Origin of the sequence: Actomonas aquatica (genome assembly GCF_019679435.2) — a bacterium.
Lineage (GTDB): Bacteria > Verrucomicrobiota > Verrucomicrobiia > Opitutales > Opitutaceae > Actomonas > Actomonas aquatica.
Genome location: NZ_CP139781.1, coordinates 5,415,120 through 5,427,483, shown reverse-complemented (window position 1 = coordinate 5,427,483; position 12,364 = coordinate 5,415,120). Strand labels below are relative to the sequence as shown.

Annotated in this window: 9 protein-coding genes; 3 read left to right on the top strand and 6 right to left on the bottom strand. The window is 62.5% G+C overall.

Translation table 11 applies throughout. The annotated features are described in order from the left end of the window. Nucleotides 1-457: 457 nt before the first annotated feature. From K1X11_RS20740 to K1X11_RS20725, 4 genes are all read right to left on the bottom strand, one after another. A complete protein-coding gene (locus K1X11_RS20740; RefSeq protein ID WP_221029338.1) occupies nt 458-1,624 on the bottom strand; it encodes an MBL fold metallo-hydrolase in 1,167 nt (388 codons plus the stop codon). A 50-nt stretch (nt 1,625-1,674) separates the two neighbouring features. Further along, complete coding sequence (locus K1X11_RS20735) at nt 1,675-3,264, bottom strand: carboxylesterase/lipase family protein (RefSeq protein WP_221029339.1); 1,590 nt, start codon at nt 3,262-3,264, stop codon at nt 1,675-1,677. 130 nt (nt 3,265-3,394) lie between these two features. After that, on the bottom strand, nt 3,395-4,261 hold the full coding sequence (locus tag K1X11_RS20730; RefSeq protein WP_221029340.1) for an aldo/keto reductase: 867 nt from the start codon (nt 4,259-4,261) through the stop codon (nt 3,395-3,397). A gap of 134 nt (nt 4,262-4,395) precedes the next feature. Continuing rightward, nucleotides 4,396-4,992, bottom strand: coding sequence for a TetR/AcrR family transcriptional regulator (locus K1X11_RS20725; RefSeq protein WP_221029341.1), 597 nt, complete (start codon nt 4,990-4,992; stop codon nt 4,396-4,398). 545 nt (nt 4,993-5,537) lie between these two features. On the opposite strand from K1X11_RS20725, the gene putP reads away from it, so the two are divergent. Next, nucleotides 5,538-7,025: a sodium/proline symporter PutP gene (putP, locus tag K1X11_RS20720; RefSeq protein ID WP_221029342.1), complete on the top strand. Its 1,488-nt coding sequence runs from the start codon at nt 5,538-5,540 to the stop codon at nt 7,023-7,025. Nucleotides 7,026-7,332: 307 nt separating this feature from the next. Here the strand turns inward: putP and K1X11_RS20715 are convergent, their stop codons facing one another. Next, on the bottom strand, nt 7,333-8,862 hold the full coding sequence (locus tag K1X11_RS20715) for a hypothetical protein (protein WP_221029343.1): 1,530 nt from the start codon (nt 8,860-8,862) through the stop codon (nt 7,333-7,335). 535 nt (nt 8,863-9,397) lie between these two features. On the opposite strand from K1X11_RS20715, the gene K1X11_RS20710 reads away from it, so the two are divergent. Continuing rightward, nucleotides 9,398-10,459 (top strand): sensor histidine kinase, encoded by a 1,062-nt coding sequence (locus tag K1X11_RS20710; RefSeq protein WP_221029344.1) that lies wholly within the window; start codon nt 9,398-9,400, stop codon nt 10,457-10,459. 350 nt (nt 10,460-10,809) lie between these two features. Here K1X11_RS20710 and K1X11_RS20705 read toward each other — a convergent pair whose 3' ends face one another. Continuing rightward, the gene (locus tag K1X11_RS20705) at nt 10,810-11,088 is read right to left on the bottom strand and encodes a hypothetical protein (RefSeq protein WP_221029345.1); all 279 of its coding nucleotides are present in this window, start codon (nt 11,086-11,088) and stop codon (nt 10,810-10,812) included. A gap of 263 nt (nt 11,089-11,351) precedes the next feature. Between K1X11_RS20705 and K1X11_RS20700 the strand changes: the two genes are divergently transcribed. After that, nucleotides 11,352-11,750: a hypothetical protein gene (locus K1X11_RS20700; protein WP_221029346.1), complete on the top strand. Its 399-nt coding sequence runs from the start codon at nt 11,352-11,354 to the stop codon at nt 11,748-11,750. Nucleotides 11,751-12,364: the final 614 nt, after the last annotated feature.

Below are 12,364 nucleotides of genomic sequence, written 5' to 3'. Positions count from 1 at the left end.
CCGACGTGGTTTTACCCGAAGGAAACGAAGCCTCTCCACCGCTCCGTCCAGCCGTCTTTAAACACCAAGGCAACAAAGGTAGCAAAGTTGGAAACCAGACAGGGGCGGACCCAGCCCAAGGATCGCAAGCGTCCACGCCGACCGCCCCCCCCCGGTCCGACGAGATCTAAACGCAGAGACGCAAAGAGCACGAAGCCTGTAGCTACGAGCGTGAGCGAGTGGAGGGATAGCCCGTCCAATATGCTTCTACACAGAGCAGTTGCTGTAGCCGGGGTCGGTGACCCCGGGAGGGCGGCGGAGAGGCAATCGACCGGGCTCAACGAGCCCGGCTACAGCCCGACGAAGTGTCGGTAACCTACGGGCTTTGCTCTCTTCGCTGCCTTGGTGTTAAAAAAAGCTCCCCGGTCCGCCAGAGCTCACCGAGCGACGGCGGATGCTGCCTTGGTGTAAAAAAACCTTACCGCGCGCCTTCGCCAACGTATTCCCACCAGGGCTCGAAGCCGGGCGTGGGATCGTCGAGGTGATAGACCTCACCCATACGCGGAGTGAGCAGGTTCACGCCGAGTGCTTCGCTCGCTTTCGCGAGGTCGCGATACGGCGCGTCCCAACTGTGGTTGGACAGCGTGAAGCGGCCGGCATGGCACGGGATCACCGCCGCCGCCTGCAGATCGACAGACGCCTGCGCGACTTCGCGCGGCAGCATGTGAATCTGCGCCCAACTCGGGTCGTATTGGCCGTCTTCCATGATGGCCAGATCGACCCCTCCAAAACGTTCGCCGATCTTCTTGAAGTGTCCGTCGTAACCGCTGTCGCCGCTGAAGTAGACCTTCCGCGCCGCGCCTTCGAAGAGGTAGGACACCCAGAGCGTTTTGTTGCTGCCCAGTCCGCGTCCCGAGAAGTGGCGCGCCGGCAACGCGTGCAGCGTGAGATCGGCCGCGAGCGATACCGTGTCGTGCCAGTCCACCTCCCGAATCTGCGCGGGGTCGAAGCCCCAATGCTCCAGGTGCGCGCCTACGCCCAGCGGCACAATCACCCGCCCCACCCGCTCGCGAATCGCGCGCAGGGTCTGGTAATCGAGGTGATCGTAGTGGTCGTGCGTGATGAGCAGGAAATCCACCGCCGGAATCGATTCGGGCGGAAACGGATACGGCCCTTTAAACGCGCGGTTAAATGGCGACAGCGGCGCGGCGTAGTCGCCCAGCACCGGATCGATCAGGATGCGGTGCCCCTGGAATTGAAAATAAAAGGACGAGTGGCCCAGCCACACCAAGGTGTCGCGATCGGCGGGCAAGCCCTGCAGGTCGGTCGCCACCACCGGCAGCGGCGTGCCGGGTTTGCGCTGCGTCTTGGGGCCAAACATGAACTCCCACATCACGGCCATCCGACCTTTGTCGCCGGTGAACAGACTCGTGGGCTCCTCGTTCCGAAACACGCCGTCCTGATACTGCGGTGACTGCTGGATGCGGGCCAGCCGTTCACCTTGGGCCCCCTTGCCCAGATTGCGGGGAAATCCACTGAAGAACATAAGCACAAGGAGGACAACGATGCCGAGGAGCCCCACGGCTCCGCTCACGCGCAACAGACGATAGAAGAAACGGCGGCGAGGAGAACGTGAGCGGGCCATGGGAATCAGATGAGGAGACAGAGACGGTGGTGGTGGCGAATGCGGTGGCGTTACTGCGCGTCGCGCAGCACGGCGTTGGCGCGCTCAACGAATTGCAGCTGCGGCAGGTTCATGACCGGGCCGCGGGCCGATTCGGTGCCGCGCAGGTGCATGACGGACGTCGCGCTGTCGGGCGTGAAGGTGTCCCACTGCGGCAGGCCCTCGGCGTTGGGATTGCCGGTGCGGGCGAAGTTCACCCAGTAGTCCATCATGAGGTCGGACAGCGCCCGATCGGAGTCGGTGTAGTCGAAGTTGAAGTTCTCATCGACCCAGCCGAAGACGTAGTTGATCTCGTCGGCGTGCGCCGCGCCCGGCAGGGACTTACCCACTTTGCGTGCGGGTTGCGGTTGGTCGAAGAAGTAGACGTAGACGTTGGACAGGCCGGTCTGCTGCTGGAGGCGGGCCCAGGCCCAGGTCGGCCAGGCAAAGGCGGTGTCGCGAAACACGTTGCGGACGGACTGCAGCGCGGTGGCGTCATCCGTCGCCGGATACACCTCGAGGGCCTCGTCGGCGAGGTCGCCCCAGCGGGCGCGGACCATGCCCACGTGTTCCTTCACGCCGACGCCGCGCACGAAGAGCGCGCCTTCGTCGGAGTTGGTGCCGATGAGCACGTCGACGTCATTGTAGTCACCATTCTGATACAACTCATACTGATCGCCCACGATGACCTGGCCGTCGCAGATGGGCCAGAAGCCGCCCATCGCCATGGTTTGGTTGTCCTTGAGCAACGCTTCCGGCGAGAGCGCCCGCAGCTCGGCCAAGGAGGTCGCGCCGAGGCGCTCGCCGTAGGCGACACCGAAAGCTTCGGCTCCGCGCAGGGTCTGCACACCACCCATGGCGTGCTGGTCAGTCACCGGCGAAAAGGAACCGCCGCTCTCGCTGATGGCGCGCTGGAAGAGGCCCTTCGTCAGTGGTGAAGCGCACAGCATGCTCACGGAGATGCCGCCGGCGGACTCGCCGAAGATGGTGACGTTGTCGGGGTCACCGCCAAAGGCCGCGATGTTGTCCTGCACCCATCGCAGGGCCGCAATCTGATCGAGCAGACCGTAGTTGCCCGACACGCCGTCGGGGTTTTCCGCGCTCAGTTCCGGCAGCGCCAGGAAACCGAGGGGACCGATGCGGTAAGCCATGCTCACCACGACGACACCTTTGTTGGCGAGGCGGGTGCCATCATAGCTCGGCAGGTTGGGCGCGCCGATGGCGAAACCGCCGCCGTGAATCCAGACCATCACCGGCAGCTTGGCGTCGGCGGTTTCAGCCGGCGTCCAGACGTTGAGGTAGAGGCAGTCCTCGGCCATGCGACCGACGTCGTTGTTCATGCTGGAGGTGCTGGGAAACGGGATCTGCGGAGCGGACGGGCCGAAGTCGTCGGCCTCCAGCACGCCCTCCCAGGGCACGACGGGTTGCGGGGCTTTCCAGCGCAGCTCACCCACGGGCGGCGCGGCGTAAGGGATGCCTTTGTAGACGGTGAGGTGGTCCTGTGACACGCCCTCGACCAACCCGCCGGTGACGGGAATGGCGGCCGAAGCGAGCGTCGTCGTCAGGGCGAGCGTCAGGGGCGCGAGTTTGGATGCAATCCGGGAACAGAGATGGGTTTTCATGGGAACTGGCCACTACGGGTGGGCGGGAGACGACCGGACTGTATCCGGTGTCTCCCTACATGGGAAACGAGGGTCGGGAAACGGCAGGGCCGGAGGATGATCCGGCCCTGCGATTGGCGTGGCGACGCGCTCAGCGCATCTTGCCGCCGTAGACCGGGAAGACGCTGGCCTGGCCGTAGTCCTTGAGCGGCTCGATGTTTTGCAGCGCGGCCATGTCTTCGGCCGAGATCTCGAAGTCCACGTCGGCGTTGTTGGCCATGTGGTCCGGGTTGGCCGTCTTGGGCAGCGGCAGCAGGCCGAGCTGGAGGACGTAGCGGATGGAAAGCTGGGGCACACTCACCCCATATTTCACCGCCATTTCCTTCACGGTTTCATGTTTCAACAACTCACCGTGGGCGACGGGCGAATAGGCCTCGACGAGGATGTTTTGCTCCTGCGCAAACGTGATGAGCTCCATCGGCGTTTTGCCGATGTGGGTGAGGATCTGATTCACCATCGGGCGGATGGAACCGTTATCGATGAGGTTCTGCAGGTCACCGATCTCGAAGTTGGACACGCCGATCGCGCGGAGTTTGCCCGCGGTGTAGGCCTCCTCGAGCGCCTTCCAGGCGGCGAGGTTGCCCTCGGCGTAGCGGTCGGCTTCGCCAAACTCCATCCACGGCTGCGGGCTGTGGATGATCATGAGATCGATGTGGTCGAGGCCGAGCGTCTGCAGCGACTGCTCGATGGACTGCTTGGCTTCCTCGTAGGACTTGATCTCGGCGGCGAGCTTGGTGGTGACGAAGAGCTCATCGCGACGCACGCCGCTGGTGCGGATGCCTTCGCCGACGCCCCGCTCGTTGCCGTAGGCCTGAGCGGTGTCGATGTGGCGGTAGCCGAGACCCACCGCGTCGCGCACGGATTGGGCGGCGTCCTCGTCCTTGATGAACCAGGTGCCGAGGCCGAGTTTGGGAATTTCAACTCCGTTGGGGAGCGTGTAGGTTTCGTTGCGAATCATGGTGGTGTGCTTTCGTAAATTTTCCATCGGGCGGCCCGAGGCTGATTGAGCGATCAGGCCACTGGTTGGGCGGCGCCGATGGGTGATTGGGTTCGGGTGAGAAAAGAGAACGACCGGCTGGCACCGTGAACGGTTCAGGCCGTCGACGGTAATTGCTCGGGACTGCGGCAAACGAGGTGGATGGCACCGCGCATGCGCTCGCGATAAACCTCCGCCGAGGACGAGAGGTGCTTGTGGCCCTTGGACGCGGCGTAGAGTTGCGCGGCCAACAGCTCCGCGGTGACGCGGGGAGATTTCCAACGTCGGGCTACGCCCGCCACCTGCAGTGCTTTGGCCAGGTCGGCTTGGAACGTCACTTCGAACTCATCGAAAACCGGGCCTACCATCTGCACCGAGGTTTCGAGGATTTCGTCGAGTGTATCGTATCCAACCGAGTGGCCATGCACTTCGTCGAAGGCCCGGCCCAGCCGTGCTTCGATCGGCTCGGCTTCGTTGCCCAATGCCTCCTGACCGGCCTCGCGCAACCGTTCGATCACGCGGCCGACGGTGGCTTTGAACAGCGTGGCCTTGTCGGAGAAATTTAAATACAGCGCCTGACGCGACAGTCCGATGGAACGGGCCAGATCATCCATCGACGTCTTTTTGTAGCCATAGCGCATGAAGGTCTGGATGCAGCCATCGATGATCTCGAGGCGGCGGGCATTCACAGGAGCGGACGACTCGGATTTCATGCGCCCACCTCCTCGGACAGGACCTCAACTGCCGCACGCGTCGCCACTCCCTCAAAGCAGGAACCGCGGACGATCAGCGGAGTAGTTGGCGGGTTTGGTTTCATGCCTCATACCTTTACACACTTTACGTTTTTGTCAATTTCGTAAAGTTACTTAGCCCCCGCCCAGGAGTTCCCCCAAGCCCCGCAACCACGAGCGCGAGCGGGTGAATGAGACGACCCGCCCGCGGCAGTTTTATTAACCACAGATGAACATAGATAGACACAGATGGCGATTCACCTTCCGGCTCATCGTCCCGGCCAGGGAACCACTTCGGTGCGTAGCCGGTAGGCGGAGCCATCCGTGTTCATCTGTGGTTAAAAAACAGCCCTGCCTCACAGCTTTGCGATCTTCGCTGCCTTGGTGTTTACCCCCCCAGTCTCGCCATAGCTCGAAGAGCGACGGCGGATGCCTCTCGGCGCCGCTTCCCCTGAACCTTTGCCCTCGGCGTGCGCTTCGTGTAGGGTGGCCCCTTTCACGCAATTCCCGACCCGTATTATTTAAGCATGCCCATTGGTATTTGGATCAGTCTCTTTCTCTATTTTGGCCTCATGATCGCGATCGGCTTCTACGCCGCGAAGAAGTCCACCGCGACCTCCGAGGAATATATGTTGGGCGGCCGCAAGCTGTCGCCCGCCGTCGCCGCGCTCTCCGCCGGCGCCTCCGACATGTCGGGTTGGCTGCTGCTCGGTTTGCCGGGCGCGCTCTTCCTATCCGGCCTCGTGGAAGCCTGGATCGGCATCGGCCTGCTGGTCGGTGCCTGGGTCAATTGGGTGGTGGTCGCGCCGCGCCTGCGCGAGCAAACCGAGCGCTACGACAACGCGCTCACCGTGCCTGACTTTCTGGCCAAACGTTTCCCTTCGCGCGCCCTGTCGCTGCGCATGGTCTCCGCGCTCATCGTGGTCATCTTCTTCGTGGTTTACACCGCGTCCGGCCTCGTCGCCGGCGGCAAACTCTTCGCCAGCGCCTTCGGTGACCTCATCAACCTCGACAGCATGAGCGACTACGCTTTCGGCGTCTGGTTCACCCTCATCATCGTGCTCACCTACACCGTTGTGGGTGGCTTCCTCGCGGTGAGCCTCACCGACTTCGTGCAGGGCTGCATCATGATGCTCGCCCTCATCATCATGCCCATCGTGGTGCTCACCACTGGCCAAGGCGACGGCGTCGGCGCCGCCAACGAGCGTCTCACCAACCTCGATCCCACCTTCCTCAGTCTCTTCCACGGCCTCACCTTTTTCGGTTTCCTCTCCGCCGTCACCTGGGGCCTCGGCTACTTCGGTCAACCGCACATCATCGTGCGCTTCATGGCCATTCGCACCGTCGGCGAGGTCAGCAAAGCCCGCAACGTCGGCATGAGCTGGATGGTCGTCTCGCTGCTCGGCGCCGTCGGCCTCGGCATCTTCGGCCGCGCCTACGCCGCCCGCAACGGCCTCGTCGTCGAGGACGCCGAAACCATCTTCATCATCCTGGCCGACCTGCTCTTCCATCCGCTCGTCACTGGCTTCCTCTACGCGGCGCTGCTGGCCGCGATCATGTCGACCATCTCCAGTCAATTGTTGGTGTCGTCCTCCTCGCTCACCGAAGATTTTTACCGGCTCTTCCTGAACAAAAACGCCAGCGAGAAACAGCTCGTCACTGTGGGTCGCGTAGCCGTGCTCGCCGTCGGTATCACCGCCGCCCTCATGGCCGGTGACCCCAACGCCAAAGTGCTCGGCCTCGTCTCCAACGCCTGGGCCGGCTTCGGTGCCGCCTTTGGTCCGCTCATCATCCTCTCGCTCACGTGGGATAAGATGTCCGGCTCCGGTGCCGTCGCGGGTATGCTCACCGGTGCGGCGACTGTGATTGTGTGGATCGCGATGGACTGGAACAGCTCCTTCCTCGGCGGACCGGGCATCTACGAAATCGTCCCCGGCTTCATCCTCGCCTGGGCCGCGATCATGATCGTGAGCCGCCTCGTCCCCAGCGAAAACGAATTCCGCCCCCTGCCCTAACCCGCGCCAGATCCCCGGCCAACGGAGTTCAAACACCAAGTCAGCAAAGAGCGCAAAGCCAGGTAACAAGGTAGGGTCGGACCGCCGGGCCGACCTCTCCCTCCGACGTAGGTTCACACAGAGGCCACGAAGGTAACCGAGACCGAGAGGCAGGACTGTTTTTAACCACGGATGAACACGGATAGCTTCGCCTACCGGCTACGCACTGAAGGGGTTATTTGGCCAAGACGAAGAACCGGTAGGTGAATCGCCATCTGTGTCTATCCGTGTTCATCTGTGGTTAAAAAACTCCCCTGTCCGCCATAGCTCATTGAGCGACGGCGGATTCACCATTCTCAATTCCAACCGCTGTTTCCACTCGCGGGTCAGCACTCACCTCCACCGGCTGGCCGCTCGTCGTATCCAGTTTGTGGATCTCCACCCGCTCCGTCGGCCGATACGGATGCGGCAGCGACGGGTCGAGCGCACCACTCGGGTCGTCGAAGAGATAGACCGCCGTGCCCTGCTCCCGCAGCGCGGCGTCCTCGATGGTCAGCCCATCGATCACGATCTCACTCGGCATACTGCTCTGATAACCGAAATCGTGCGTGCCGTCGTTGCGCACGCCGAAGACGGCCACCGCCCCACCGCCCTGCTCCGACGCCGGCGGCACCCAGCGGGAGTTGCGCACCACCACATCACCATCCCACGTCGCACCGTAATCCGGGCGAAAGTTGAGCAGCCGCTCACTGTGCACCGTGGATCCCTCCACCACCAAGCGACCACGGCCGATCGCGTTGATGCCCATGTGACCCAGCGTGGAGTTGCGGATGATGTAATACCCCGAGACGCCCATGTGCACATCCATGCGCGAGAGCACGCAGTCCTCCACCAACACATTCTTCATGAAGTTCGTCGCCGCCACGCCCCAGCGTGAACGGTCATGGATGTCGCCCATGCGGCAGCCACTCAGGGCGTAGTTCACCACCCGGTCCGCCCGGTAACCGTAGGTGCCCATCGGCACCGGCTTCCCGGCCGAACCGATGGTCCAGTAAAACTTGTGCGGTTCGATGCGGCAGTCGCGCAAGGTGATGTTCGCCACCTTCTGGGCTTCCAGAAAACCCATGTAGGGATGCCCGAAGTCCGTCTCCCCCACGACCTCATAGGAAACGCCCTCCACCACCGTATTGGAACGCTGAATACGAATGCCACGCGCCCAATAATTGTAGCCTTCGGGTTGCTTCATCCGATTGGCCACATGGACAAAATAGCCGCCCTTTAGCGTCAGGGTTTCCGGATCCATCGGCCGCGCCTCCACTTGGGTGATGACATCGTAGTCCCATTCGATCGCGCCCTCGATGGAGCCGTCCCGTCGCAGAATGAAGACCTCGTTCTGCGGGGTGCCGGCATTGACGTTGAGGCCTTTGCGCAGATAGCGGCGTTGCTCCGCATTCTCCACAAACACCAACAGATCGAACTCCGGCGGCACCGGCGTCTCCAATCGTTCCTGCCCCGCGCGCAACCGCTCGATCGCCAACGGCACCGGCGCGAGCGACGACCGCACTTCGAAGAGCGGCCGCTTGTGGTCCTCGACGCCCTGGCTGTCGTCGATGATGAACCGCGACGTGCTCCAGTCGGTATCGGTTTCGATGACCGCCGTCAGAGCCTGCCGCCCCAGATGGTAAGTCGCCTCCGGATCCGACCGCACCGGCAACCCGGTCGCGTTGGCTTCGGCATGCGCCGCCACGATCGCCGGCAGGTCATCCGTCAGCCCATCCCCCACCGCCCCAAACTGCTCGTAAGTCACGACGTCGACCTCCGCCGCCCGCGAGCCGCCGGCCAGGTTCAGCAGAGACAAGCCCAGCACAACGGGCCGACAAAAAACGGGAGACAGGAAAGCAAACGACATGGCAGCAGACGGGGTTGAGGAGGCGACAAAGCGGGGTGAGCTCACAGCCCTAGCGCACCGCCCCCCACTCCGCAACCCCACCCGTAGCTACGAGCGTGAGCGAGTGGCAGAACTGTTTTTAACCACGGATGGACACGGATAAACACGGATGGCGAATCGCCTACCGGCTCATCGTCTTGGGTGAATAAATACTTCAGTGCGTAGCCGGTAGGCGGAGCCATCCGTGTCCATCCGTGGTTAAAAACTGCGGTGGAGTGGCTTCCCTGTCCGCCATAGCTCATCGAGCGACGGAGTAGGCATCTCGGAACCAATCTCCATCCACCCCGGCCATCTCCCTATACCGGGTCTAGCAATATCCCCCGGTTGTATTGAACGGCCATCTGCCGTAAGGTCTCCGGACCTCGACTCGCCGCCTTGCCCTCCGCCTTGCCTGCAGCTGGCCGCATGCAGCCCATCGCCTGCCGACCCGGCAGACCCACGCCCTATGAATGTAATCGAGCGCCCCCAAATTCTGCTCATCGACGACGAGACCACGGTGCTACGCTCCACCGCCGCCATCCTCGAAAGACACGGCTACGTCGTGATCACCGCCACGTCCGGTGAAGACGGCTTTGCACGTCTGGAAACCCTCAAGCCGGACCTCATCATCACCGACCTCGCCATGCCCGGCATGAGCGGGTTCGACGTCATCGAGCGGTTGCGCGCCCACGACGAGTTGAAGCTCGTCCCGGTCATCGTCGTCACCGCCCGCGCCGAGCGTGAAAACATGCGCCACGGCATGGACCTCGGCGCCGACGACTTCATCACCAAACCCTTCACCAACGAAGAACTGCTGCACTCCATCCACGCCCGCCTCGAAAGAAAAGCGCTGCTGGATGAACTCGACGCCTTTGCCCACACCGTCGCTCACGACCTGCGTTCGCCTCTCGGCATGATCACCGGCCGCATCGAACTCGCGCAGATGATGATGCAGAAGCAGGATTACGAGAAGGTCGCCCACAACCTCACCTCCCTGCAGGACTCCGCCAAACGCCTCGTCAACATCGTCGATGAGATGCTGCTCCTCGCCGGCCTGCGCCGCGAAAGCATCACCACGGAAGCCATCGATTCCGCCGAACTCGTCAACGAAGCCCTCCTGCGCGTCGAACACGTCCTGCGCCCGGCCAACGCCACCGTCTCCCTGCCCGACCGCTGGCCCGCGGTCGTCGGTTTCGCTCCCTGGCTGGTGCACGTCTGGACCAACCTCCTGAGCAACGCCGCCAAATACGGCGGGCCCGACCCGCGCATCGAAATCAAAGCCGCCGCCCTGCCCAACGGCACCCACGCCCGCTTCGCCGTCCACGACCACGGCCCGGGCATGGATGCCGCCGCGCAGGCCACCGCGTTCTCGGCCTTCACCGATGTCGCCATGCGTCACGCCAAAGGCCACGGCCTCGGCCTGAGCATCGTGCGCCGCATCATCGCCAAGCACCACGGACAGGTCGGCGTCGAAAGTGCCCCCGGCAAAGGCGCCGAGTTCTGGTTCGAACTCCCCTGCTCCCCCTGACCCTATCCCACAGCGGTCCGACGTAGGTTAAACACCAAGGCCACATCCTCCGTCGCTCTACGAGCTATGGCGGACAGGGAAGCCACTCCACCGTAGTTTTTAACCACGGATGCACACAGATAAACACGGATAGCGATTCGCCTACCGGCTCATTGTCTCGCCATAGCTCAAAGAGCGACGGCGGATGCCTCCCGGCTTTGCTGTCTTCTTGTCCGCCAAAGCTCGTAGAGCGACGGAGGACGCTGCCTTGGTGTTTAAAAAAGCACTGCCTCACTGCTCTGCGCCCTTCGCGTCTTTGCGTTAAATTCCCCCGGTCTCGCCATAGCTCGTAGAGCGACGGCGGATTCCGCTCATCGCTGCAGCAGAAAGGCCATGCCGAGTCCCATGGCGATGGGGGCGGCGGCCATGGCGGCGACGGCCCAGAGGCCGGAGGCGGAGATCGTTTGGGTCAGGCAAAAGGCCAGGGCCACGATGCTCACGGAAGCCACGGCGCACAGCGCGGTGATCGCCACCATTGCCTGGAAAGGATTCTGCACGCCTTGGCGGGCAACTGCGCCCGTATCGGCACGCGTGTCCGTGTCGGTGGCAGCATGAGAGGCGGAAGCGGAAAGATCGGAAGAGGAAGTCATTTTGGGAATGGGTGGGTTGTCAGCGGTGGGTTCGGTTGAGGCAGATCCACCCCGGCAAGATCACCGGTGCGGCCTGCGTTACACCTATAGGTGCCACTCCGCAGGACCCAGGTGACAACTTTCTGCCGCTTTTCTTAATCGACCGCGCGAGCCCACCACCCGACTTCGGGATCACGACCCAACGTCGGCCGGAGCCCTTGCCTCTCTCTTCAGCTTACGATGAGAATCAATGAAGCCTCCGACCGGGCCTAGATTTAATCGCTGTGTTCGAACTAAAATCGAAAAAGAAAGCATCTCCCCTGCTCGTTAAGGTGATCTCCCTCGGGCTAGGCATCGGGATTTTGTCGGCTCTTGTGGGAGGCGTGTTCTTCCGCGATCGCATGGAGGAGTCTGACGAGAATCGCGCGATCACCGAAATCATCACCGCCCACATCGCCCCTACCGAATCTTGGACCGTAGTTGCAACTCGGCTGATCCCGGAAAGAAGCGAACGTGGCCGGTATCTTTCAGGGGAATTCCAAGGGCAGCGGAATGGGGATTTCGTTTATGAGGTGTCACTGAAGGACCAACCGTATCCCCTTATCCTCAAAGTGACATGGCGTTGGGACACCGACCTCGGCATAGACCAGTTGGTGGTGGTGAATTACCGAGCAGGTTTTTGAACAGACGCTTCAACCACGAAGAACCCCAAGTTCGTTCACTCACCCAGCGGACCTGTTACCTACTCAGTAGCTGCGGGCCCGGACCTCAGGAAAGCACTTTCCGAACCCGCCTCGTCTCCCCCTCTGTCAAGAGTCAAGACCTGACGTCTTCAGGGTGCCTCCGCACCGCCCGTCAAGAGTCAAGACCTGACGTCTTCTGGGGATCCCTGTGGATTCTGTGGTAAAAAAAAGACCTGCCTCTCCGCATCAGCGCCCATCCCTGTCCCGGAACCGCGCGATGTGTCACCTGCACGCCGCTGGAGGGTCTGCGGGTAAAACTCCCCGGTCTCGCCAAAGCTCGTAGAGCGACGGCGGGTGCCACTCCACTTCCGTGTCATTCCGCGTGTTCCGCGGGCCAACACACGATGCCTCTCGGCTTTCCTGTCTTCTTGTCCGCCAAAGCTCGTAGAGCGACGGAGGACGCTGCCTTGGTGTTAAAAAAGCACTGCCCCACCGCTCTGCGTCCTTCGCGTCTTTGCGTTAAATTCCCCCGGTCTCCCCATAGCTCATCGAGCGACGGCGTAGGCATTTCGGAACCGATCTTCCTCCCCCACCCCGGCCATCCCCCTACACCG

Excerpts from the sequence above, each read along its gene's own strand:
- K1X11_RS20740 (WP_221029338.1), bottom strand. The coding sequence starts at position 1,624 with ATGGCCCGCTCACGTTCTCCTCGCCGCCGTTTCTTCTATCGTCTGTTG.
- K1X11_RS20735 (WP_221029339.1), bottom strand. The coding sequence starts at position 3,264 with ATGAAAACCCATCTCTGTTCCCGGATTGCATCCAAACTCGCGCCCCTG.
- K1X11_RS20730 (WP_221029340.1), bottom strand. The coding sequence starts at position 4,261 with ATGATTCGCAACGAAACCTACACGCTCCCCAACGGAGTTGAAATTCCC.
- K1X11_RS20725 (WP_221029341.1), bottom strand. The coding sequence starts at position 4,992 with ATGAAATCCGAGTCGTCCGCTCCTGTGAATGCCCGCCGCCTCGAGATC.
- putP (WP_221029342.1), top strand. The coding sequence starts at position 5,538 with ATGCCCATTGGTATTTGGATCAGTCTCTTTCTCTATTTTGGCCTCATG.
- K1X11_RS20710 (WP_221029344.1), top strand. The coding sequence starts at position 9,398 with ATGAATGTAATCGAGCGCCCCCAAATTCTGCTCATCGACGACGAGACC.
- K1X11_RS20705 (WP_221029345.1), bottom strand. The coding sequence starts at position 11,088 with ATGACTTCCTCTTCCGATCTTTCCGCTTCCGCCTCTCATGCTGCCACC.